This window comes from Pseudomonas sp. Irchel 3H3, from assembly GCF_900187635.1.
GTDB lineage: Bacteria > Pseudomonadota > Gammaproteobacteria > Pseudomonadales > Pseudomonadaceae > Aquipseudomonas.
In genome coordinates this window covers 129,838-152,369 of record NZ_FYEC01000008.1, presented here as the reverse complement: position 1 = coordinate 152,369, position 22,532 = coordinate 129,838, and the positions used below count along the sequence as shown (strand labels likewise).

Below are 22,532 nucleotides of genomic sequence, written 5' to 3'. Positions count from 1 at the left end.
CAGGACCTCCTCCATGTTCCCCAGCCTGTTTATCTCCCACGGCTCACCGATGCTGGCACTGGAACCAGGCGCCAGCGGGCCGGCACTGGCGCGCCTGGCCAGCGAGCTGCCAACCCCCAAGGCCATCGTGATTGTCTCCGCGCACTGGGAAAGTCGGGACCTGCGGGTCAGTAGCGGCACCCAGCCAGAAACCTGGCACGACTTTGGTGGCTTTCCTGCCGCCCTCTTCGCCGTGCAATACCCCGCACCCGGCCAGCCAGAGTTGGCGGCACAGGTCGCCGAACTGCTCAAGACTGACGGCCTGCCGGCACAACTGGACGGGCAACGCCCGTTCGATCATGGGGTCTGGGTGCCGTTGTCGCTGATGTATCCGCAGGCCGACATCCCCGTGGTGCAGGTGTCACTGCCAAGCCACGCCGGCCCGGCACTGCAGACTCGGATCGGCCATGCGCTGGCCAACCTGCGCCAACAAGGCGTGCTGTTGATCGGCTCCGGCAGCATCACCCACAACCTGCGAGAGTTGGACTGGCATGCCGGCCCGGAGAGCATCGAACCCTGGGCCCGTGAGTTCCGTGACTGGATGATCGACAAGCTGGCGGCCGACGATGAAGCGGCGCTGCATGATTACCGCCAACAGGCGCCCAACGCGGTGCGCAGTCACCCGAGTGACGAGCACTTGTTGCCGCTGTATTTTGCCCGCGGTGCCGGCGGCGAGTTCAGCGTGGCGCACACAGGTTTTACCCTGGGCGCACTGGGCATGGACATCTATCGTTTTGGCTGACCACTGAACCTGGAAAGCAAACAGCAGGCAAAAAAAATCCCCGAACCAGTCGGGGATTTTTTATCGTAGATCAATCAGCCCAAGGGCGGATTAATCTTCGCGGTAGCGACGCAGTTTCAGCTGCTTACCGGCAACACGAGTATCCTTCAGCTTGGTCAGCAGTTTCTCCAGACCATCTTCCGGCAGCTCTACCAGCGAGAAGCTGTCACGCACCTGGATGCGACCGATTGCTTCGCGAGCCAGGCCACCCTCGTTAAGGATGGCGCCCAACAGGTTCTTGGCAGCGATACCGTCACGCGCACCCAGCGCGGTACGGCAACGAGCACGACCTTCGGCCAGCGGGATCGGTGCACGACGCTCACGATCACCACGGTCCGGACGATCACCAGTACGCTCTGGACGGTCGCCACGTGGTGCATTGTTCGGCACCAGTGGACGCTCCTTCTCGATCGCGGCCAGGGTCAGCGCTTGACCGTTGGTAGCCTTGCGCAGCAGGGCTGCGGCCAGGGCACGTGGGCTGCAACCGATATCGGCGGTCAGGCGATCAAGCAGATCACCGTGGGTCGATTCGGCATCGGCAACCAGCGGCGCCAGGCTGTTGGTCAGTTTCTTGATGCGCGCATCGAGAACTGCCTGGGCGTCCGGCAGGCGAACTTCAGCAACTTTCTGCCCGGTTACACGCTCGATCACTTGCAGCATGCGGCGCTCACGAGGAGTCACCAGCAGCAGTGCACGACCTTCGCGACCCGCACGGCCGGTACGGCCGATACGGTGAACGTAGGATTCCGGATCGTACGGCATGTCAACGTTGAACACGTGAGTGATGCGCGGAACGTCCAGGCCACGAGCAGCAACGTCGGTCGCCACAACGATGTCCAGACGGCCATCCTTGAGGGAGTCGATCACGCGTTCACGTTGGTTCTGGGCAATGTCGCCGTTCAGCGCAGCGGCTTTGTAGCCTTTGGCTTCCAGGGCGCTGGCCAGGTCCAGGGTCGCTTGCTTGGTGCGCACGAACATGATCAGGGCGTCGAAATCTTCCACTTCCAGCAGGCTCAATACAGCCGAGGTCTTCTGGTCAGCGTGAACCAACAGGTGAGCCTGTTCGATCGCGGTAACGGTCTGGGTCTTGGTCTGGATCTTCACGTGTTGCGGATCGCGCAGGTGGCGCTCGGCAATGGCACGGATCGACTGCGGCAAGGTAGCCGAGAACAATACGGTCTGACGGGTAGCTGGCAATGCCTTGAAGATAACTTCCAGGTCATCCATGAAGCCCAGCTTGAGCATTTCGTCAGCTTCGTCGAGAACCAGGTGGTTCACGGTCGACAGGACTTTCTCGTCGCGACGCAGGTGGTCGCACAGACGGCCCGGGGTGGCGACAACAATCTGTGCGCCATTACGGATTGCTTTCAATTGTGGGCCCATCGGCGCGCCGCCGTAGACAGCCACAACAGTTACGCCTGGCATTTGCTTGGCGTAGGTTTCAAAAGCAGTTGCAACTTGCAGCGCCAACTCTCGGGTTGGCGCCAGGATCAGGGCTTGCGGCTCGCGCTTGGCAGGATCGATGCAGTGCAGGATAGGCAGGGCGAACGCGGCGGTTTTACCGGTACCGGTTTGCGCCTGGCCAATCATGTCTTGGCCGGCCATGATGATCGGGATCGATTGCTGCTGAATAGCCGAAGGCTCTTCGTAGCCGGTCGCGATGACGGCTGCCAGAATATTCGGATTAAGATTAAAAGCGGCGAAGCCGCCGGTTTCCTGGGTCATGGGTCTGCCTCTAAGTGCATCCGCAAAGACCCATGCTCCAAAGCTGCGCGTGCCGTGTTGAGACTCAAGAGTCGCCCTGGCAGCTTTGTCGGCGGGGATTTGCGAAAACGAATGAATGAAAAGAATCGTCAAGGAAGAGTCCGCAGTGCGGACGTGCAGCCGAAGCTGACTTCGGGGAATTGCTCTACCTAAACGCGGCCCGGCTAAAGGCCGGCGCGCACTATACCGGAATTAGCTGAAAAAGGGAGCTTTTTTTATCGAAAAAAGCCTGTGAACGCAGGACTGTCACAGCTTTTGCGGATATTCGCGCGACAGTCTATTTTTCAAAGGCCCGGCCCTGCTGGTCATGGCGCTTAAACGGTTCATCTTGCGGGCCGGGACCTTTGGTCCGATGCCTCCTTTCCCTCCGAGGATTTACTCCATGAATCAACCGGATAAGAGTCGTGTCAGCCGAGAACGACAGGGGCATGTGCTGTTGATCGGGCTGGATCGGGTCGCCAAGCGCAACGCATTCGACCTCGATCTGCTGAACGCCTTGAGCCTGGCCTATGGCGAGTTCGAGGCCGACTCAGAGGCCCGGGTTGCCGTGGTGTTTGCCCATGGCGAGCACTTTACCGCCGGCCTCGATCTGGTGAGTGCGAGCGGCGCACTGGCCAAGGGTTGGCAGGTTCCGACTGGCGGCTGCGATCCGTGGGGAGTATTCGTCGGACCCAGGGTCAGCAAGCCGGTGATTGTAGCCGCCCACGGGTATTGCCTGACCATCGGTATCGAGTTGATGCTGGCGGCGGACATCAACCTGTGCGCCAGCAACACCCGCTTTGCACAGATGGAGGTCCAGCGCGGGATCTTTCCCTTCGGCGGCGCCACCTTGCGCCTGCCTCGACTGTCGGGCTGGGGCAATGCCATGCGCTGGTTGTTGACCGGTGACGAGTTCGACGCCCACGAAGCGTTGCGCCTGGGACTGGTGCAGGAGGTCATGGCCAGCGAGGACCTGTTGCCACGCGCCATTGAACTGGCTGAACGCATCGCCCGACAGGCACCGCTGGGGGTTCAGGCGACATTACAGTCGGCGCGCCAGGCCCACCTCGAGGGTGAAGCCGCAGCGGCAGCGAGTTTGCCGGCGTTGGCCAAGGAGCTGTTGAACAGCGAGGACGCCAAGGAAGGCGTGCGATCATTGATCGAGAAGCGCCCGGCCATTTTCAAAGGATGTTAACCCCCTGGCGCTCCATCAGGTGGCTGGGCGAATGGCCTTGATCAGGTTCTGCAACGAGTAACCCAGGCGCGGGGCCAGGGCTTCGGCGCGGGCGCTCAACCCGTGCACGTCCAGCTCCTGGTCGAGCTCCGCTGGCACGATCAGGATCACATTGCCCTCCTTCACCGGCAGCTCCCAGTAATGGCGGTGATAAAGCCCGCGCAGCAATGCCGCACCCAATGGCTTGCCATCATCGGTCGCCCATTGGTTGATCACCAGCCAACCGCCCGGATTCAGGCGTTTCTGGCAGTTTTCCAGGAAATTCCACGCCAGATGCCCGACACCCGGCCCGACATCGGTGTAGAGGTCGACGAAGATCAAATCCGCAGGCTCGGCGGTTTCCAGCAGATCGAGCGCATCGCCGATACGGATGTACAGACGCGGGTCATCGTCCAGGCCCAGATACTCGATGGCCAGGCGCGGTACGTCCGGGCGCAGTTCAATGGCTTCTACGTCTTCCAGCGGCAGGAACTTCAGGCAGGCTTGGGTCAAGGTACCGGCACCCAGCCCGAGGAACAGCGCGCTGTCCGGCTGCTCGTGGCACAGCGCGCCAATCAGCATGGCGCGAGTGTAGTCATACTCCAGCCAGCTCGGGTCGGCGGTGAACACGCAGCTCTGCTCGATGGCGTCGCCAAATTCGAGGAAGCGGTAATCCGCCACTTCCAGCACCCGGATCATGCCGAACTCATCGTGCACTTCGGCGAGCAGATGCTCGACGCGCTCCTCAGTCATTTCGTCTCCTGGTCGTTGCCCGGCCAGTCACCAGACAACGTTATCATTCGTTCCGCGTTAGGCGGCAAAGGCGCGATTGTCGGCCAAGCATCGCCAGCAGGTCACGTACTAATTGCTGATAACATGAGGTCCCGTGCGTAAACACTAGAGACCGTGATGAGCCAACCCTGGAGCCCTGACAGCTGGCGCGCCTTGCCGATCCAGCAACAACCCCACTACCCGGACGCGGCGCACCTGCATGCCGTCGAGCAAAGCCTGGCCAGTTATCCGCCCCTGGTGTTTGCCGGTGAGGCCCGGGAGTTGCGCCGTCAGTTTGCCGAGGTCACCGAAGGGCGTGCGTTTCTGCTGCAAGGCGGCGATTGCGCGGAGAGCTTTGCCGAGTTTTCGGCGGCGAAGATTCGCGACACCTTCAAAGTGCTGCTGCAAATGGCCATCGTCATGACCTTTGCCGCCGGCTGTCCAGTGGTCAAGGTCGGCCGGATGGCAGGGCAGTTCGCCAAGCCGCGCTCGGCCAACGACGAAACCATCGATGGCGTGACCCTGCCGGCCTATCGGGGTGACATCGTCAACGGCATCGGCTTCGACGAAAAAAGCCGGGTGCCGGACCCGGACCGCCTGCTGCAGTCATACCATCAGTCCACAGCCACCCTGAACCTGTTGCGCGCCTTCGCCCAGGGCGGTTTTGCCGACCTGCACCAGGTGCACAAGTGGAACCTGGACTTCATCGCCAACTCGGCTTTGGCAGAAAAGTACAGCCACCTGGCCAACCGTATCGATGAAACCCTGGCCTTCATGCGCGCCTGCGGTATGGACTCGTCACCGCAATTGCGCGAGACCAGCTTCTTCACCGCCCACGAAGCCCTGCTGCTCAATTACGAAGAAGCTTTCGTGCGGCGCGACAGCCTGACCAACGACTATTACGACTGCTCCGCCCACATGTTGTGGATCGGCGACCGCACTCGCCAGCTCGACGGCGCTCACGTCGAGTTCCTGCGCGGGGTCAACAACCCGATCGGGGTCAAGGTCGGCCCGACCATGAACACCGATGAGCTGATTCGTCTGATCGACGCGCTCAACCCGAACAACGACCCAGGCCGCCTGAACCTGATTGCCCGCATGGGCGCGAACAAGGTCGGCGATCACCTGCCGCAGCTGATTCGTGCCGTGGAACGTGAAGGCAAAAAGGTGCTCTGGAGCAGCGACCCGATGCACGGCAATACCATCAAGGCCAGCAGCGGCTACAAGACCCGGGATTTCGCGCAGATCCTCGGTGAGGTGAAGCAGTTCTTCCAGGTTCACCAGGCCGAAGGCACTTACGCTGGCGGTATTCACATCGAGATGACCGGTCAGAACGTCACCGAGTGCATTGGCGGCGCACGTCCGATCACCGAGGACGGCTTGTCGGACCGCTACCATACCCACTGCGATCCACGGATGAATGCCGATCAGTCGCTGGAGCTGGCGTTCCTGATCGCTGAAACCCTGAAGCAGGTTCGCCGCTAAGGCGGGCTACCCCCCGGCCAACGCCACCCGCAACCGCGCCGCACTGGCGCGGGGGCAATTGAGTTGAATCTGCGCCAGGCCCAACCAGTTGGCCATCTTGCGCAAATTGTCCGCCAACGCCTGCATGCCCGCCTCATCGAGACCCGGTTGCTCTTCGTGCACCGCGTGCACCGCCAGCCGCCCCAACGCCCGCTCAGCCCGCAGATCGACCCGCGCAGCGATCCGCTCGTGGTGCAGAAACGGCAACACGTAATAGCCATACACCCGCTTGGCGGGTGGCGTATAGATTTCCAGGCGGTATCGGAAGTCGAACAGGCGCTCGGTCCGGCTGCGTTCCCAGATCAACGAATCAAAGGGCGAGAGCAATGCACTGGCACTGACCCGGCGTGGGACTTTCGGCTCGGGCAAACAGTACGCCCGTTGCTTCCAGCCCTGCACTTCGCAAGCCTGCAACGCGCCATCCTCCACCAGTGCCGCCAACGCGCTGCGACACTGCGCCAGCTCCAGGCGAAAATAGTCGCGCAAGTCCGTCTCAGTCGCCACACCCAGTGCAGCGGCGGCGTGCAGGAGCAGTCCTCGTTGCGCATCTGCCTCGCTTGGCAGAGCAACACTGAGCACGGACGCGGGAATCACCCGTTCCGGCAGATCGTAGAGCCGCTCAAAACCGCGCCGCCCCGCCACCGTGACCTCTCCGGCAGCGAACAACCACTCCAACGCGTGTTTTTCCGCACTCCAGTCCCACCAGGGCCCTGCTCGCTCCTGGCGTGTCGACAAACTCCCAGCCCCCAACGCACCGAGCTCCTCGACCGAGGCCAGGACCCGGCGGATGGTGTCCTGCTGTTCCCGCCCGAAACGCGCCAATTGCTGATAGATGCCCTCGCCTTGCGCGGCCCGTTGCATCCGCCAGCGCAGCAACGGATACATCGACAACGGCAACAATGAGGCCTCATGCCCCCAGTATTCGAACAAGGTGCGCCGCCGCCCTTGAGCCCAGGCGGCCTGATCAAGTAGCCCGGAGGAGTAGTCTCCAAGGCGCGAGAACAAGGGCAGATAATGCGAGCGCACTAGCGCGTTGACCGAATCGATCTGCAGCACACCCAGACGTTCGATCAACCGATTGAGCTGGCTCGACTTGACCGGTGCTGGCGACTGACGCCCAGAGAACCCTTGGGCCGTCAGTGCCAGGCGCCTGGCTTGCTTGAGGGAAAAACACAGGGAGCCGGTCATGTAACCATCCTTGGTGAAGGTTTCCTCCACCTTAATACCAGGCTCACCAAACGCCAATGGCAGGCTCAACGCTTCAGCGGATCATCCCAGAACGGGCGCGCTGACTCCCTGACCACATCTGCCCGACTCAGCCCGATGTCCCGCAACCGGTCATCGCTCATCCGTGCAAGCTCTGCACGGTCCTTACTCAACTGGCGCCACCGCCCCAGTTTCGCGAGCGCCCTGGACAAATGCCGGACCGACCTGTCCAGCGTTGCTTCCATGGCGCCGCGCCCTACCCTCACTACCGTGTACCGTCGTTCCATGACAGTGCTCCCAAAAAGTGAGGTCGAAGTCTGCTACCGGTTCGGCAAACCAACCAGTGAATGTCGGTGACCACCTGTTTCCAGCTCGATACAGCCCCATGGCCCGGGCGTTTGCACCGGACCACGGGGGAGTGACAGAAGATTTCAATCGACCTGGCCGCTTACTTGCCCTTGCCCATTGGGTCTTCCCAGAAATGCCGCTGCGCTTCCTGCTGGATGTCGGCCCGACTCAGACCAATGTCTTTCAGCGCGTCATCGCTGAGGCTGGCCAGCACTGAGCGCTCACGATGCAACTGAAACCAGCGCACGAGTTTTTCCAGTAGATGATGGGAGAAGCCATGGAGTGAGAAATGGTTTAACTGCACATAACCTTTTTGACCTTTCATCGTCTTGCCCTCCGTTGTGGATGGCTCAAGTCTCGCGCCAGGACTAAGATCAATCCAACGAATGTTTCTTATGCAACACATCTCGGAGATTGATGAGTTGAGCGCCTACCCCAGCATTGATACCGAAGTCCTGCGCACGTTCGTCGCCATTGCCGACCAGGGCGGTTTCACCCGTGCTGGTGAGTTGGTCAACCGCACGCAATCGGCGGTCAGCATGCAGATGAAGCGTCTTGAAGAGGACGTGCTGCAACGCCAACTGTTCCGGCGCGACGGCCGCCAGGTGAAGCTGACTGCCGAGGGTCAGGTGTTGCTGGGTTACGCCCGGCGGATCCTCAAGCTGCACAGTGAAGTGTTCAACACCCTGCGAGAACCGCACATGGTCGGCATGGTCAAGATCGGCACGCCCGACGACTATGTCATGCGCTTCCTGCCGGGCATCCTGTCGCGCTTCGCCCAGGCCTATCCGTTGATCCAGATCGAAGTGCATTGCGACTCCTCCGAGCAGTTGCTGCAACGCCAGGACCTGGACCTGTCGATCGTCACCCGCGAACCTGGTAACGAGATCGGCCAACTGCTGCGCAAGGAACGTTTTGTCTGGGCCCAGGCGCTGTGCTTCAACCCCAACGAGCAAGTGCCGCTGCCGCTGGCAATGTTCAACAGTGACTGTTTTTGCCGGCGCTGGGCCTGTAACGCCCTGGACGCCAGCGAGCGCGAGTACCGCATCGCCTATAACAGCTCAAGTCTGTCGGCGATCATGGCGGTGGTCAGTGCCGGGCTGGCCGTAACCGCCCAACTGGAAAGCCTGATCACCCAGGACATGCGCATCCTCGGCGAGGCGGAAGGTCTGCCGCAGTTGCCCGAGGCCAGCATCATGCTGCTGCGCAACCTGCATAACCCCTCGCCCATCACCGAGTGTCTGGCCGAGCACATTGTCGAAGGCTTCAAACTTTAAAGGCGAGCATCACCGCACACAGCACCAGGAAGGCGCAGAACAACCCGCGCAGCAAGCGCTCCGGCATGGCGTGGGCGATCTTCACTCCCCAACTGATGCTCAACAACCCGCCCGCCGCCATGGGCAGCGCAATGCTCCAGTTCACCTGCTGATGCAGCGCATAGGTGACCAGGGTCACGCCGGTGCTGGGCAAGGCCAGCGCCAGCGACAGGCCCTGGGCCACCACTTGAGTGGTGCCGAACAGACTGGTGAGCACCGGCGTCGCCACCACGGCCCCGCCCACACCGAACAACCCGCCCATGGCCCCCGAGGCTGCTCCCAGGACGCCCAGCCAGGGCCATGGATAGCGCATCTGCGCGCTGGGCTTGGCGGTCGCCATGAACATGCGCAGCAGGTTGTAGCTCGACAGCGCCACCAGAAAGGCCACAAAACCGATGCGCATGACCTGGGCATCAATCCCCACCGCCCAGATCGAGCCAAGCCAGGCGAAACAAAAACCCATCGACGCAAGCGGCAGGGCGTGCCGCAACTCGATGCGATTGCGCTGGTGGTAACGCCAGAGCGCCAGCATCACATTGGGCACCACCATCACCAGCGCCGTGCCCTGGGCAATCTGCTGATCCAGGCCGAACAATACGCCCAGCACCGGGATCGCGATCAATCCGCCGCCGATTCCGAACAATCCGCCGACAGTCCCCAGGGCAGCGCCCAGTACCAGATACATCGCCAACTCAATCACAATTCATTTCTCCGCACACCAGGCTGTGCATCCTACGCAGTAGCTTCTAGCGGGGAAACGCACAGCAACGCACAATGGCTGTGCCAAATCCGCATAGGCCGATCCTGATGAATCCCAACGCGCTCACCGACCAACTGGGGTTATTCCTCGACGTAGTGGAAACCGGCAGTTTTTCCGCGGCCGCCCGCCGCCATCCACTGACCCCCTCGGCCGTCGCCAGGCGTATCGACAGCCTGGAGCATGCCTTGGGCAGCCAGCTGTTCGTGCGCACCACCCATGCCGTTCGCGCCACGCCCGCGGGGTTGGCGTTTGCCGAACGAGCCCGACGGATAGTCAGTGAATTGCGCCTGGCCCGGGCCGAAGCCGCTTCCCTGAGCAACGCGCCGGAGGGCCTGATTCGGGTCGATGCGCCTGCGGCCTTCGGTCGACGCCATCTGGCACCGGTGATTGCCGACTTTCTACAGGTCTATCCGGGGCTCGACGTGCAATTGCATTTGATCGACAGCTTCGTCGACATGCAGGGCTTGAACCTGGGCAAGGTCGACCTGGTGCTGCGCGCCGGGCAAATGGCCGACACCCGCATGGTGGCCACACCCCTGGCGAGCATGGTGCGCATTGCCTGCGCCAGCCCCGCGTACCTCAAGCGGCGCGGCGTACCCCAGCGGCCCGAGGAGTTGAGCACTCATGACGGCCTCGATTGGGATGGCCTGGCGCCGCCCTTCGCCTGGCGCTTCGAGCACAACGGCCAACAGCACTTGCATCGCCCGCAACGCATCCGCCTGAGCGCCAACAATGCCGAAGCGCTGCTCTACGGCGCCCTCGCCGGCCTGGGTATCGCGCACCTGCCGACCTGGTTGTGCAGCGAATACCTGCTGCGCGGCGAGTTGCTACCGTTGTTTTGCGACGCGGGCTTGCCCAAGCCGGAGAACACCGGCATCTATGCCCTGCGCCTGGAGCAGCAGGCCAGTTCCCGCACACGGCTGTTGCTGGAATACCTCAAGAGCCGCTTCAGCCCGATCCCGCCATGGGACCTGGCCCTGCAGCGTGACTTCAGCCGGCTCTAGCGGACAATCATCTGGCGCAAGGCAAAAAAAACCCGACACAAGGTCGGGTTTTTTGCCTACAAGGACTGCGCTTATTTAGCACGGCCTTTGTAAGAACCGCCTTCGCGGGTATCGATCTCGATCATGTCGCCGATTTCGATGAAGTCAGCAACCGACAGCTCGGTACCGTTCTTCAGTTTGGCAGGCTTCATCACCTTGCCGGAAGTGTCACCGCGAGCGGAACCTTCGGTGTAGTCAACCTGACGCACGATAGTGGTCGGCAGCTCTACGGATACCAGACGGTCTTCGAAGAACACGGCTTCGCAGACGTCGGTCATGCCTTCTTCAACGAATGGCAGAACGCTTTCGATGTCTTCGGCGTTCAGCTCGTACATGGTGTAGTCAGTGGTGTCCATGAACGTGTAGGTGTCGCCGCTGATGAAGGACAGGGTCGCTTCTTTGCGGTCGAGGATCACGTCGTCCAGTTTGTCGTCGGCGCTGTAAACGATCTCGGTCTTGTAACCGGTCAGCAGGTTTTTCAGCTTGGTCTTCATGATCGCGCTGTTACGACCGGACTTGGTGAATTCAGCTTTCTGAACCAGCCAAGGGTCGTTTTCGAGACGGATCACCGTACCGGGTTTCAGTTCTTTACCAGTTTTCATTGCGAATATCCGAATTTGGATGGGATTTACAAAAATCTAGGCCGCGTATCATATCCAATTTAGGTAAAACTGCACCAGCGCTGAGGCAAGATCGGCCTGCAACGACTGTTCCAGACACCATGAGCGGGCGTGATTTTGCAGCTCCGGCCAGTGCGCCTCGGCGCTGATCCAGGCCGGGGCCATGCCCTCGCCGTTATTCCAGGCCCGCCACAACCCCTCTAGCGCCGCGCGTGCAGCCGGCGACAGGGCTTTGGTGTAGAGGCTCAAAAAGGCTTTGAGCTTATCCAGGTGGGCCTCTTCCTCCTGCTGGTAGATATGCCACAGCATCGGACGAGCGGCCCATTGCGCACGGACGAACGAGTCCTCGCCACGCACCGCGTTGAAATCGCAGCACCACAGCAGCAGGTCGTACTGGTCCTGACGGACAAACGGCAACACCTGCACGGTCAGGGCTCCCCGTTGCTGCACTGCGCCGACTGCCAGTCCCGGCTGCCCTAGCCAGCGTGCCACATCCCCGAGGACTCGCCCCTGCGGCACCAGCAGATGGGTGGCCTGTGCAGCGTTCGCCATCACGTCCAGCCAATCGGCCAGCCCGGCATTCTCGTAGGCAAACAGGGATATCAGGCGCGCTCCCGCGGCGCGCTCTACCCCCAGGCCTTGCAGGAACTCACGCTGCGCAACCGGGTGGGCTTGAAACTGCTCGCGCCGTGCCAGCAACTCCCGTTCGCGCAGCAGACCGCCCGTGCCCGGCTGGAACCCGGGGAAAAAAAAGTATTTCTGCACATGCTGGAACTTCACCGAGGGCAGGCCGTGGCAGCCAACGATCCAGTCTTCGGCACTCAAATAGTCGAGGTTCAGCCACAGCGGAGTGTGCTCGCGGGCTGCCATCGCCTCCATGTAGGCATGCGGTAACTGACAGGCGAAGGCCGCAACCACCACATCGGCAGCGTCCGTCGCTTGCCAGTCCGCCGACCAGTGACGCACGTCCACGCCCTGCTGCCATTGCTGGCGCGCATTGACATCGAGCTCCGGACACAGGCGCTCGAATGCCCGCAGGTCATCGACCCACAAGCGCACCGCGCAGGGATGCTCGGCCACCAGTTGGCGGGCCAGGCGCCAGGTCACGCCGATGTCACCGTAGTTGTCGACGACCGTACAGAAAATATCCCAGTCGACTTTCATGCCGGGCTCCGTGGGGCAAAGACTTTGATTGTCCGCATAAATCGTTGCGCGCAGAAGGGCCGACGGCGATTAATCTTCATGCGACAATCCACGCTTGCCCATTTCCCCCGCCAGGAGGCAACGATGCCGTACCGTCCATCCGCTCGCCGCACAGTGTCGATCACTCTCAACCCGCTGCAATTGATCGGCTGCATCGCCCTGGGCCTGTGGCTGGGGTTCGTCGCCATTGCCCTGACCGCCTGGCTGCTGTCCAGGCTTTTGCCTGCTACACAGTTGGCGCCGCTGGCGGACGTGGTGCGCCCGGCCACCCAAGCCGCGCCGGTGGCGGCACAACCAGCAGCGGACAACCAGATGTTTGAGCAGTACAAGTCCATCCTCAACCAACAGGCGCGGCAGGAAGTCCTGGAGCAAGCGCGCAATGACCCGCGCAATCAGACCAACCCCACCTGCCAGTTCTGGTTGCAACAAGACCGCACTATCCCCAGCGACAAAAGCCGCAGCAACGTGCTGCAGTTCTGCAATTGATCATGAATAAACAGAACGTACACCAGTTGCTTCTGGAAAAGCTGGCGGTCGATTTCGACGTCGCCCAGCGAGCGGCGCAAACCGCCTACGAAACCGCAACCCACGAAGAAAACATCGCCGAGAACAAGTACGACACCCTGGGGCTCGAAGCCTCTTACCTGGCGGCCGGCCAGGCCAAGCGCGTCGAGGAAATTCGCCAGGCGCTGACGCGGTGCCAGAACATGCCCGTGGCTGCGTATGACGCGCAGCGGGGCATCCAGATCGGCAGCCTGCTGGGCCTGGAAGACGACCAGGGGCGCCAGCAATGGCTGTTCCTGGCGCCGGATGCGGCGGGATTGAAGGTCTATCTGGTGGGACAGTTGATTACCGTCATCACCCCGCGCTCGCCACTGGGCAACAGCCTCTTGGGCAAATTGGAGGGCGATGAGGTGGAGATCGTGGTGGCGGGCACTCGGCAACAGTTCACTGTCACCGAGGTCGTCTGAGGGACTCAGTGAACCGGTAGTTCAACGCCGTCGAACAGTTCTTCGAGTTCCTGCTTGTTGTGGCACTGGATGGCCTTGGCCATGACTTCGCGGGTCAGGTGTGGGGCGAACTTCTCGATGAAGTCGCACATGAAGCCCCGCAGGAAAGTACCGCGACGGAAACCGATCTTGGTCACGCTGGACTCGAACAGCTCGCTGGCATCGAGTACTACCAGGTCATTATCGAGCTTGGTATCGACCGCCATCTTGGCTACGATCCCGACGCCCAGGCCGAGGCGCACATAGGTCTTGATCACGTCGGCGTCAGCGGCGGTGAACACCACTTTCGGCGTCAAGCCGCGGTGGCTGAAGGCTTCGTCGAGCTTCGAACGGCCGGTAAAACCGAAGACGTAGGTCACGATCGGGTATTCGGCCAGGGCTTCGAGGGTCAGCTTCGGCAGCTTGGTCAGCGGGTGACCCTGGGGCACTACCACACAACGGTTCCAGCGGTAGCACGGCATCATTACCAGGTCGCCGAACAACTCCAGGGCCTCGGTGGCAATGGCAAAATCCACGGTGCCATCGGCGGCCATTTCGGCGATCTGCATCGGCGACCCCTGGTGCATGTGCAGGGCAACGTCGGGGTATTGCTTGATGAAATTGCTGATCACCGGCGGCAATGCATAACGTGCCTGGGTGTGTGTGGTGGCAATCGACAGGGTGCCTTTCTTCTCGTTGGAGAACTCCTGGGCGATCTGCTTGATGCTCTCGACCTTGCGCAGGATTTCGCCGGCGGTGGTGATGATGCGCTCACCGGCCGGAGTGACGCGGGTCAGGTGTTTGCCGCTGCGTGCAAAAACCTCGACGCCCAACTCGTCCTCCAGCAGGCGGATCTGCTTGCTGATGCCCGGCTGCGAGGTATACAGGCTTTGGGCAGTAGCCGAAACGTTGAGGTCGTGGTGCGCCACTTCCCAGATGTAGCGCAATTGTTGAAGCTTCATATGAATCCCTCAAAGCAGATAGACGCCACGGGCATCAGCGACGGTATATAACTATATTAATGGTTTGAAGAATAAATCTAGAACTTTTTCATCAAAAGGCCAGCATTCTCGCCTCAAATATCCCCGTGCCGCCGGCGCTGTGACAGGGGCACCAGGTAAACCGGCACTTGCGACAACTGCAACACCCGTGCGGCTGTGCGCCCCAAAGGGGTTTCCCCACCGCTGCCATGGCTGTGACTCCCTAGGATCAACAAATCCACCGAGAGTTTCTGAGCCTGTTCGAGAATCACCTGGGACGGATCGCCCTGGAACACCCTGACCGACTGAATCAGCTCCAGGTCCTGCTGCCCCTCCCCCAACTCCTCGCGAAAACTGTCGAGCACCCGCTGTTCGATATTGGCCATTACCGTACTCAGGCCCTGGCTGTGAAACTCGTTCAGCGCCTGTTCGTCGAGGTAGCTCTGCAACACCGATTCAGCGAACAACCCCATCGGTTCAACCGCGTGCACTACATACAGCTCGGCCTTGAACGTTCGGGCCAATGCCAGTGCGTGTTGCATCACAAAAGGAGCGTAAAGGCCGAGGTCAGTGGCATACAGCATCGAACGAATCATGTGACCTCCTCGAGTGCCTGAATGGCGGAGATTGCTTCAGCTTAGCAGTGCTGCGCGCAGTTCGACGTGCCGTGCAAGGTGCTGAACGGGCGACCTAAACCTTCAGTTCGTTGCTGATGCCGTGGGGCACATGCCCGGTGGCCACGACCTCGCGAGCCAGTTCACAGTGGCCGGCCTGGTCGTCGAAAAACACATCGGCGGCAAACGCCTCAAGAAATGCCGACTTGGTCAGCCCCCCGAGAAACAGTGATTCGTCGAGGCGGATATCCCACTCGCGCAGCGTGCGAATCACCCGCTCATGGGCCGGCGCCGAACGTGCCGTGACCAAGGCGGTGCGGATCGGGCATTGGTCTTCAGGGAACTCGCGCTGCAAGGCATTGAGTGCGGCCAGGAAGCCCTTGAACGGACCGCCGCGCAGCGGCTCACGCGCGGCCTGCCGCTCACTGGCCTGGAACGCTTCAAGACCGCCGGCCTGATAGACCCGCTCCGACTCATCGGAAAACAGCACCGCATCGCCATCGAAGGCGATGCGCAACTCTTCGCTGGCCGCACGGCTGGCACCTCCCGACAGAATGGTCGCGGCGGCAAAGCCGGCGTCCAGTGCGCTGCGCACATCTTCAGCGTGAGTGGAGAGAAACAGGTCGCAGCCAAATGCCTTGAGGTACGGATAGGGACTGCGGCCACCGACAAACGCCGCCCGGGAAATTGCCAGGCCGTAATGGTGGATCGAGTTGAACACCCGTAACCCGGTGTCAGCGCTGTTGCGCGATACCAGCACCACTTCGACCCGAGCCTTGCCCAAGTGCGCATTGAGGTTCAACAGTTTCTGCACCAGGGGGAAGGCATCGCCCGGCTCGAGGATCTCGTCTTCATGTTCGATCTGGTACTGCCGGTACGCCTCGACGCCACTGGCCAGGTACACCTTATGGCTGTCGCTGAGGTCGAACAGCGCTCGCGAGGAAATCGCCAGGACCAGTTTGTCGTCGATGCCTTTTGCCATGTGTCCCCCCGGACTGAAACTTCAGCGATTACGCCCATCAATAAAACACAGGGCCTGATAAAGGGCTTCGATCTTCGGCATCGGGCAACCCGCTGCCCGGGCCGAAGCCAAGGGCTGGGCGTAGATCGCAGCCAACTCCAGCGGCCGCTGCTGCAGGAAGTCGTGATACATGCTCGGCCAGTAGTCGGGCATTTTTTCGGTGACCTTGAACAGATGCTCGGCATAACCCGCTGGCATGCTGTGCCCACAGGCTTGTGCGCCCTGCACCACTTCCGCCATCAGCGCCTGGATCAGTTCGCGACTGTATTGATCGGCCATCAAGGGGCTGGTACTCGCCCCGAGCAGCACCGACAAACCGTTGTAAGGAACATTCCAGACCAGTTTTTGCCAACGCGCCTGCTGAAGATTGGCCATGGCCTGGGAATCGAGACCAGCGGTACGAAACAGCCCAGCGCCTTGCTCGACGATCTGCTGGCGTGCCGCCGCATCGGCCATCACCGGGCCACTGTGATAACCCACATGCACGGCGCCCAGCGCCTGGTGTTCGATGATGCCTGGGCCTGCGCGGTGCACACAGATGAAACACAGGCCACCGAGCAGGTGCAGCGAGTCGGGCAACAGCTCGCGCAAGCTGTCCTCGACATCCAGGCCGTTCTGCAGCAGCAGGACCTTGGCGCCCGCCGCCGCAGCCTGGATGATCGCCGGCGCCAGCTCGCTGTTGCTGGTGGTCTTGGCACCCACCAGCAACCAATCGCAAGGGGGCATGTCTTCAGCGGTGTTGTAGGCCTGGACCGGGTTCAAGGTCAGAGCGCCGAACGGCGCGCTGTGCACTTGCAGGCCACGCTCGGCCACCGCGCAAAATTCGCTGCGCAATAGAAAATGCACGTCAAATCCGGCCCGCGCCAACATCACGCCGTAAAATCCACCAATCGCCCCGGTGCCGATAATGCCGATTCTCGGCGATTGTCCTGCTGTTGCTGTCATGGCAATTCCTCTGGTTCCCGACTCAGCGCCAGCCCCACCGCCGCGTTCAGTTCAGTGCGGGTGAGGCGCGCCTGGACTGCGCCAAAAAACTCACCGTCGCGCACCACAAACAGCGCCGGCAAATGAAAGACCTGATAACGCGCCACGGCTCCGCCGTTGTTGCCGGCGTCGATCCAGCACAGCCGATCGACCGCGAGGCCGAGGGCGGGTAACTGGACTCGCGCCCAACGGCAACTGGAGCAGCCGACACTGGTGAAAATCACCAGCGAGACACCACTCATCGCCAACAGCCGTTGGTCGGCGTCGAAATCGGTCAGCTCGCATTCGACCACTATACTGGGGGAAACACTGTCGAATGACCGACACTTGGAGTCCGCGTTCATGGGGCGTTTTATTCCTCATCCTGACGATGTGCCCGTCGAGTTAACGTTGCGCAAGCACCAGTGTATTTCTCGGCAAGAGCTGCACACTATCAGTCTCGGCGGCGTGGCTTGCAATTACCACCGCGCCTGGCGCAAGGGTACGGCACTGGAAGTACGCATGCCGACCCTCAGCGAACATGTCTGCTACCTGGGCTACGTGGCCTGGTGCCTTCGGCGCAAGCGTGGTTATCTGGTGGGCATCGCCTTCATCGACGAACAGACCCTGTTCAAAGCGCGAATGGGCGAGCAGGTCTGCCAGATCGAACGTTATTGCCGCCAGCAAGACCAGCAGCGCGAACCACAAGGCGTCCAGGCACTGGCCCTGCAATGGGTCGATCAACATGCCGGCGAGTACTCCCACGAGACTGTTCGCCAGGCTTTTGCCACGCCAGCGCTGGATTAAACCCGCGTCTGCCCATTGTCGAGCCACCGCCTAACGCGCTAAGGTTCGGCTCCCCGCTGCGCTTAAATCATGCTGTGCTCCGCCGCGCGGGGATCGCTGGCGGCCGGCACCCGTGACCTGACGAGTAACACGATGGCTGATTTACCGATCAATGACCTAAACGTCGCCTCCAACGAGACGCTGATCACTCCTGACCAGCTCAAGCGTGATATCCCCCTGAGCGCCGCTGCCCTGCAGACCGTGACCAAGGGCCGCGAAGTGATTCGCAATATCCTGGATGGCACCGACCACCGCCTGTTCGTCGTAATCGGGCCCTGCTCGATCCACGACCTCAAGGCCGCACACGAATACGCCGAGCGCCTCAAGGTCCTCGCCGCAGAAATGTCCGACACCCTGTATCTGGTCATGCGGGTCTATTTCGAGAAGCCACGTACCACCGTCGGCTGGAAAGGCCTGATCAACGATCCGTACCTGGACGACTCCTTCAAGATCCAGGATGGCCTGCACATTGGTCGCCAGTTGCTGCTGGACCTGGCCGAGATGGGCCTGCCGACCGCGACCGAAGCACTTGACCCGATCTCCCCGCAGTACCTGCAGGACCTGATCAGTTGGTCGGCAATCGGCGCGCGCACCACCGAATCCCAGACCCACCGGGAAATGGCTTCCGGCCTGTCCTCGGCGGTTGGCTTCAAGAATGGCACCGACGGCGGCCTGACCGTTGCCATCAACGCCCTGCAGTCGGTTTCCAGCCCACACCGCTTCCTGGGGATCAACCAGGAAGGTGGCGTATCGATCGTCACCACCAAGGGCAATGCCTACGGTCACGTGGTCCTGCGCGGTGGCAACGGCAAGCCGAACTACGATTCGGTCAGTGTGGCGTTGTGCGAGCAGGCGCTGAACAAGGCCAAAATCAAGCCAAACATCATGGTCGACTGCAGCCACGCCAACTCCAACAAGGATCCGGCCCTGCAACCGCTGGTGATGGAGAACGTCGCCAACCAGATTCTGGAAGGCAACCAGTCGATCATCGGCCTGATGGTCGAAAGCCATTTGAACTGGGGTTGCCAGGCGATTCCCAAAGACCTGGCCGACCTGCAATACGGCGTGTCGATCACCGACGCCTGCATCGACTGGTCTGCGACCGAAACCACCTTGCGCAGCATGCATGCCAAGCTCAAGGATGTGCTGCCTAAACGCGAGCGCACCTGACCCGCATTCAGCGCACACAAAAACGCCGGGCTTAGCCCGGCGTTTTTATTGGTAACCCTGATCAGAGCTTGGCGGCATGCCGCTGATGACGTTCCATGTAGCGCTCCACGTAGGAGCACGAGGGGATGACGGTGTAACCCATCTGCTCCGCGTACTCGAGCGCCTGCTCGGTCAACGCGGCGGCAATACCACGGCCACGCAGCGCGTTGGGTACGAACGTGCGATAGATATCCAGGGTCTGCTTACCCAGGTCCATATAGGTCAGGTAGGCACGATGACCGTCCACATTGGTCTCGAATTGATGACCAGCCTGGTCATGGTGGATGGACAACGCCTCGCTCATCACTACTCCTCGCGGGTCTTTGACTGACCCCTACCTTACCGATGTTTTTCCGGCGAAGGAACCTCTACGCCACCCCGTGCCTGTCGGACACCGAGAAAAACCCGTCCTGATCCCACGCAACCTGGCACGTATCAAATAGTAGGCACCAAAGGCACAAATGCTCAAGGCGCGCTCGTCTCGATGTCGCGGGCGTGGGTTCGGCACGGGTCACGTCGAGGCGGTTCGACCGACGCTCTGGAGCGGCCGATCACCTGAACATTGCCGGATATTGAGACTTAAGACGTGCGCCAGTAGTTAAAGTCACTGCCTACATGCAAAAGTGACGTGAAACGACGCACAATTCCTCAACATAAGTGTAGACGAATCTATATAAAGGGACTTTAGGCGATACTGCGAAACAGCCATCAGGGTGCCACTGGCTTTCAAGCAGCGCGCTCAGGACGGGCTTCGCGGTTGCATACTTTTTATACAGCGCGATTAAAAGTTGCTCGAAAAAGAATCAGCGCCTACAATTTTTTTTGCTTCTTGCTCTACGTCAGTTTACTTACTAAAAGTAATGGGTAGTATGTACGCCGGCTGTTTCCTCACTCTGGGGTGACAGCTAATTAATAGAAAGTCCTTGAAGGGGAACACGATGAACAACGTTCTGAAATTCTCTGCTCTGGCTCTGGCCGCAGTTCTGGCTACCGGTTGCAGCAGCGTATCGAAAGAAACCGAAGCACGTCTGACTGCTACTGAAGACGCAGCAGCTCGCTCCCAAGCTCGTGCAGACGAAGCTTACCGTAAAGCTGATGAAGCTCTGGCTGCTGCTCAAAAAGCACAACAGACTGCTGACGAAGCTAACGAGCGTGCTCTGCGCATGCTGGAAAAAGCTAGCCGCAAGTAATAGTCCTTCGGGATTGTTATCAAGCCGACCCATTTTTTGGGTCGGCTTTTTTATTGCCCGCAGTTTCTGCCGGCCATAAAAAACCCGCCGGGGCTGACGTCCCGGCGGGTCTTGTGGAGCGCTTACTGCAGTTCTAGCGGCGTGCTCGACACCAGCGGGGTACCCGTGCCCGGCACGGCGATTTCCACCGGCAGGCCATCTTCGGCCGCGACCACGTCACGCACCACGTCCCAGTTCATGCGCATGTTGCTGGTGATGTCCTCACGCTTGAGCATGGCGTTGATCACTGCGGTGTGCTTGTCGACCACCGACGGGTTGCCCTTGTCATCGATTGGCGTATGCGCCTCCAGATAGACCTTGCCGCCGCTCATGCCGAACTTGTACGGGTCGTTGAGGATGCGCACCGAGGTACCCACCGGCACCATGCTGGCCATCTCCAGCACGTTGTTGTTGAACATGCGGAAGCAGCCGTGGCTGGTGCGCATGCCGATGCCGAACTTCTTGTTCGAACCATGGATCAGGTAACCCGGCGTGCCCAGGGTGAACTTGAAAGGTCCCAGCGGGTTGTCCGGACCGGCCGGCACGACATTCGGCAACGGGTCGCCATCGGCGGCGTGCTCAGCCTTGATCGACGCGGGAGGGGTCCAGGTCGGGTTGGGGGTCTTGGCGACGATGCTGGTGTGGGCAATCGGCGAACCCCAGCCTTCCCGACCGATCCCCAGGGGGAAGGTGTAGACCACGTTGCGGCCTTTCGGGAAGTAGTACAGGCGGTACTCGGCCAGGTTGATCACGATGCCTTCACGCGGGCCCGGGGGCAGGATGAATCGCGTTGGCAGGATGATCTCGGTGCCCGCGCCCGGCAGCCAGGGATCGACACCCGGGTTGGCCGCGACCATTTCCGAATAACCCAGGTCATAGGTGGTGCCCAGGTCGGCGAAGGTATCTTCGTACTTGGCCTTGATCACTTGCACCTGGCCGACGATATCTTCGCCCGGCGGCGGCAAGGGCAGCTCCAACGCTGCAACGGGACCGGCCACGCACAGGGCGGCAAGAGACAGGCAGCGGGCGACGGCAGGAAAGCGCGACAACATCCGGAAAATCCTTTGCATGATCGACAGAGGGGGTAAAACCGCGATTGTACACCGCAGTCTGCGGATTCGGGGAACCGGGCGACGGTCGCCGCGCCGCAGGTTACAACTCGAAACGCAACTCCGGCCAGATCGGCGAAGTACCGCGCTTCTGCGACTCCAGGATTGCTCGGCACAACGAGCACAGACGCTGGTCCTGGAATACCCGGCGATCGACGCTGGACCAGCGCGGTTGCGCCGGCAGCAACGTACCGCACAGGGTACGGTCGGCCGAGCCGCCCAACTCCAGTTGACGCGTCACCAGATGCACCCGGACTTCCTGGCAGGCGAACAGATCCAACTGCTCGTCAGGCTCGATCAGTTGGTAGGCAAACAGGGACCAGGCAGGACGCGGCATCGGGGGCTCCAGATCAGGGGGGCGCCACATTAGCCGAAAGCCTGCCACTAGAAAAGCATCAAAGCAGGGGTTTTAGCGTTGGCCAGACATTTTCCAGCAACTTGCCCTGTGCCGCGCCGGCCGGGTGAATGCCATCGGCCTGCATCAGCTCGGGCTTGCCGCCAATTCCCTCGAGAAAAAACGGCACCAGCGCGACCTTTTTTTCCGTCGCCAGATTGCTGTAGACCTGGGCAAAGGCCTGGGTATAGCGCACACCATAATTAGGCGGCAACTGCATGCCCAGCAACAGCACCTTGGCGCCACTGCCCCGGGACTGGTCGATCATCGAGGCAAGATTTTGTTGCAATTGCGTGGGCAGCTGTCCGCGCAGGCCGTCATTGCCCCCCAGCTCCAGCACCACCAGCGCCGGCTTATGGGCTGCAAGCAGCGCTGGCAGCCGCGCCTGGCCACCTGCACTGGTGTCGCCACTGATGGACGCGTTGACCACCGTAGCGGTGAAACCTTCGTCCTTGAGCCGCTGCTCCAGCAGCGATACCCACCCCTGCCGGGTATCCAGGCCGAAAGCCGCGCTGATACTATCGCCAACGATCAGGACAGTACCCGCCGCTGCGTTCTGGGCCATGCACATCAAGGCCAGGCCAGCACTCAAAAACCACACACGCATCGGA

At 61.0% G+C, this 22,532-nt stretch carries 27 protein-coding genes; 10 read left to right on the top strand and 17 right to left on the bottom strand.

Translation table 11 applies throughout. The features are described 5' to 3' along the window. The first annotated feature begins 13 nt into the window (after positions 1–13). Entirely contained in the window at positions 14–781 is a 768-nt protein-coding gene (locus CKW24_RS11950; protein WP_095168124.1) for a class III extradiol ring-cleavage dioxygenase, read from the top strand. A gap of 90 nt (positions 782–871) precedes the next feature. Here the strand turns inward: CKW24_RS11950 and CKW24_RS11945 are convergent, their stop codons facing one another. Continuing rightward, positions 872–2,545, bottom strand: a complete 1,674-nt coding sequence (locus tag CKW24_RS11945) for a DEAD/DEAH box helicase (protein ID WP_095168122.1) — start codon at positions 2,543–2,545, stop codon at positions 872–874. A 421-nt stretch (positions 2,546–2,966) separates the two neighbouring features. Here CKW24_RS11945 and CKW24_RS11935 point away from each other — a divergent pair, with 421 nt between their 5' ends. Further along, positions 2,967–3,758, top strand: a complete 792-nt coding sequence (locus CKW24_RS11935) for a crotonase/enoyl-CoA hydratase family protein (RefSeq protein ID WP_095168121.1) — start codon at positions 2,967–2,969, stop codon at positions 3,756–3,758. Between the two features lie 15 nt (positions 3,759–3,773). Here the strand turns inward: CKW24_RS11935 and CKW24_RS11930 are convergent, their stop codons facing one another. Continuing rightward, positions 3,774–4,529: a spermidine synthase gene (locus tag CKW24_RS11930; RefSeq protein ID WP_095168119.1), complete on the bottom strand. Its 756-nt coding sequence runs from the start codon at positions 4,527–4,529 to the stop codon at positions 3,774–3,776. 156 nt (positions 4,530–4,685) lie between these two features. Between CKW24_RS11930 and CKW24_RS11925 the strand changes: the two genes are divergently transcribed. Next, positions 4,686–6,032 (top strand): class II 3-deoxy-7-phosphoheptulonate synthase, encoded by a 1,347-nt coding sequence (locus CKW24_RS11925; protein WP_095168117.1) that lies wholly within the window; start codon positions 4,686–4,688, stop codon positions 6,030–6,032. Positions 6,033–6,038: 6 nt separating this feature from the next. Here the strand turns inward: CKW24_RS11925 and CKW24_RS11920 are convergent, their stop codons facing one another. The 3 genes from CKW24_RS11920 to CKW24_RS11910 form a co-directional block, all read right to left on the bottom strand. Beyond that, positions 6,039–7,259 carry a winged helix-turn-helix domain-containing protein gene (locus tag CKW24_RS11920; protein WP_095168267.1) on the bottom strand — a complete coding sequence of 407 codons (1,221 nt, stop codon included), beginning with the start codon at positions 7,257–7,259 and terminating at the stop codon, positions 6,039–6,041. A 65-nt stretch (positions 7,260–7,324) separates the two neighbouring features. Further along, on the bottom strand, positions 7,325–7,522 hold the full coding sequence (locus tag CKW24_RS11915) for a DUF1127 domain-containing protein (RefSeq protein ID WP_095168265.1): 198 nt from the start codon (positions 7,520–7,522) through the stop codon (positions 7,325–7,327). Between the two features lie 203 nt (positions 7,523–7,725). Continuing rightward, complete coding sequence (locus tag CKW24_RS11910) at positions 7,726–7,950, bottom strand: DUF1127 domain-containing protein (protein WP_095168115.1); 225 nt, start codon at positions 7,948–7,950, stop codon at positions 7,726–7,728. A gap of 97 nt (positions 7,951–8,047) precedes the next feature. On the opposite strand from CKW24_RS11910, the gene CKW24_RS11905 reads away from it, so the two are divergent. After that, positions 8,048–8,902: a LysR substrate-binding domain-containing protein gene (locus tag CKW24_RS11905; RefSeq protein WP_177440625.1), complete on the top strand. Its 855-nt coding sequence runs from the start codon at positions 8,048–8,050 to the stop codon at positions 8,900–8,902. On the opposite strand, the gene CKW24_RS11900 is transcribed toward CKW24_RS11905, so the two are convergent. Beyond that, entirely contained in the window at positions 8,892–9,641 is a 750-nt protein-coding gene (locus tag CKW24_RS11900; protein WP_095168112.1) for a sulfite exporter TauE/SafE family protein, read from the bottom strand. The two genes, CKW24_RS11905 and CKW24_RS11900, sit on opposite strands and share 11 nt — an antisense overlap. Positions 9,642–9,748: 107 nt before the next feature. Here CKW24_RS11900 and CKW24_RS11895 point away from each other — a divergent pair, with 107 nt between their 5' ends. Then, positions 9,749–10,705: a LysR family transcriptional regulator gene (locus CKW24_RS11895; protein WP_095168111.1), complete on the top strand. Its 957-nt coding sequence runs from the start codon at positions 9,749–9,751 to the stop codon at positions 10,703–10,705. 71 nt (positions 10,706–10,776) lie between these two features. Here the strand turns inward: CKW24_RS11895 and CKW24_RS11890 are convergent, their stop codons facing one another. Further along, on the bottom strand, positions 10,777–11,346 hold the full coding sequence (locus tag CKW24_RS11890; protein WP_002554550.1) for an elongation factor P: 570 nt from the start codon (positions 11,344–11,346) through the stop codon (positions 10,777–10,779). Positions 11,347–11,394: 48 nt separating this feature from the next. Then, positions 11,395–12,528, bottom strand: a complete 1,134-nt coding sequence (earP, locus tag CKW24_RS11885) for an elongation factor P maturation arginine rhamnosyltransferase EarP (RefSeq protein WP_095168109.1) — start codon at positions 12,526–12,528, stop codon at positions 11,395–11,397. A gap of 123 nt (positions 12,529–12,651) precedes the next feature. Here earP and CKW24_RS11880 point away from each other — a divergent pair, with 123 nt between their 5' ends. Both CKW24_RS11880 and CKW24_RS11875 read left to right on the top strand, forming a co-directional pair. Next, positions 12,652–13,053 carry a hypothetical protein gene (locus tag CKW24_RS11880; protein WP_095168107.1) on the top strand — a complete coding sequence of 134 codons (402 nt, stop codon included), beginning with the start codon at positions 12,652–12,654 and terminating at the stop codon, positions 13,051–13,053. Between the two features lie 2 nt (positions 13,054–13,055). Beyond that, positions 13,056–13,538 carry a GreA/GreB family elongation factor gene (locus CKW24_RS11875; protein WP_095168105.1) on the top strand — a complete coding sequence of 161 codons (483 nt, stop codon included), beginning with the start codon at positions 13,056–13,058 and terminating at the stop codon, positions 13,536–13,538. Positions 13,539–13,543: 5 nt separating this feature from the next. Here CKW24_RS11875 and cysB read toward each other — a convergent pair whose 3' ends face one another. The 5 genes from cysB to CKW24_RS11850 all read right to left on the bottom strand — a co-directional run bounded on the left by cysB (position 13,544) and on the right by CKW24_RS11850 (position 17,499). After that, complete coding sequence (gene cysB / locus CKW24_RS11870) at positions 13,544–14,518, bottom strand: HTH-type transcriptional regulator CysB (RefSeq protein WP_003183769.1); 975 nt, start codon at positions 14,516–14,518, stop codon at positions 13,544–13,546. Positions 14,519–14,631: 113 nt separating this feature from the next. Then, positions 14,632–15,132: a universal stress protein gene (locus CKW24_RS11865; RefSeq protein WP_095168103.1), complete on the bottom strand. Its 501-nt coding sequence runs from the start codon at positions 15,130–15,132 to the stop codon at positions 14,632–14,634. A gap of 94 nt (positions 15,133–15,226) precedes the next feature. Then, positions 15,227–16,132, bottom strand: a complete 906-nt coding sequence (locus tag CKW24_RS11860; RefSeq protein WP_095168102.1) for a 5'-nucleotidase — start codon at positions 16,130–16,132, stop codon at positions 15,227–15,229. Between the two features lie 21 nt (positions 16,133–16,153). Then, complete coding sequence (locus CKW24_RS11855) at positions 16,154–17,116, bottom strand: putative 2-dehydropantoate 2-reductase (protein WP_095168101.1); 963 nt, start codon at positions 17,114–17,116, stop codon at positions 16,154–16,156. After that, on the bottom strand, positions 17,113–17,499 hold the full coding sequence (locus CKW24_RS11850) for a thioredoxin (protein ID WP_095168100.1): 387 nt from the start codon (positions 17,497–17,499) through the stop codon (positions 17,113–17,115). The genes CKW24_RS11855 and CKW24_RS11850 overlap by 4 nt, the downstream gene beginning before the upstream one ends. Here CKW24_RS11850 and CKW24_RS11845 point away from each other — a divergent pair. Together CKW24_RS11845 and CKW24_RS11840 are read left to right on the top strand one after the other, a co-directional pair. Beyond that, positions 17,498–17,941 (top strand): PilZ domain-containing protein, encoded by a 444-nt coding sequence (locus CKW24_RS11845; RefSeq protein WP_095168099.1) that lies wholly within the window; start codon positions 17,498–17,500, stop codon positions 17,939–17,941. The genes CKW24_RS11850 and CKW24_RS11845 overlap by 2 nt on opposite strands. A gap of 132 nt (positions 17,942–18,073) precedes the next feature. Further along, positions 18,074–19,150, top strand: a complete 1,077-nt coding sequence (locus CKW24_RS11840; protein ID WP_095168098.1) for a 3-deoxy-7-phosphoheptulonate synthase — start codon at positions 18,074–18,076, stop codon at positions 19,148–19,150. Positions 19,151–19,211: 61 nt separating this feature from the next. Here CKW24_RS11840 and CKW24_RS11835 read toward each other — a convergent pair whose 3' ends face one another. Continuing rightward, positions 19,212–19,493: a GNAT family N-acetyltransferase gene (locus CKW24_RS11835; protein ID WP_093422070.1), complete on the bottom strand. Its 282-nt coding sequence runs from the start codon at positions 19,491–19,493 to the stop codon at positions 19,212–19,214. Positions 19,494–20,127: 634 nt separating this feature from the next. Between CKW24_RS11835 and oprI the strand changes: the two genes are divergently transcribed. Beyond that, positions 20,128–20,379, top strand: a complete 252-nt coding sequence (gene oprI, locus CKW24_RS11830; RefSeq protein WP_003172710.1) for an outer membrane lipoprotei OprI — start codon at positions 20,128–20,130, stop codon at positions 20,377–20,379. Between the two features lie 122 nt (positions 20,380–20,501). Here the strand turns inward: oprI and CKW24_RS11825 are convergent, their stop codons facing one another. The 3 genes from CKW24_RS11825 to CKW24_RS11815 form a co-directional block, all read right to left on the bottom strand. Further along, complete coding sequence (locus tag CKW24_RS11825) at positions 20,502–21,470, bottom strand: L,D-transpeptidase family protein (RefSeq protein ID WP_095168097.1); 969 nt, start codon at positions 21,468–21,470, stop codon at positions 20,502–20,504. Positions 21,471–21,570: 100 nt separating this feature from the next. Then, a complete protein-coding gene (locus CKW24_RS11820) occupies positions 21,571–21,864 on the bottom strand; it encodes a hypothetical protein (protein ID WP_027620143.1) in 294 nt (97 codons plus the stop codon). Positions 21,865–21,922: 58 nt separating this feature from the next. Then, positions 21,923–22,528, bottom strand: a complete 606-nt coding sequence (locus CKW24_RS11815) for an arylesterase (protein WP_095168096.1) — start codon at positions 22,526–22,528, stop codon at positions 21,923–21,925. Positions 22,529–22,532 lie beyond the last annotated feature (4 nt).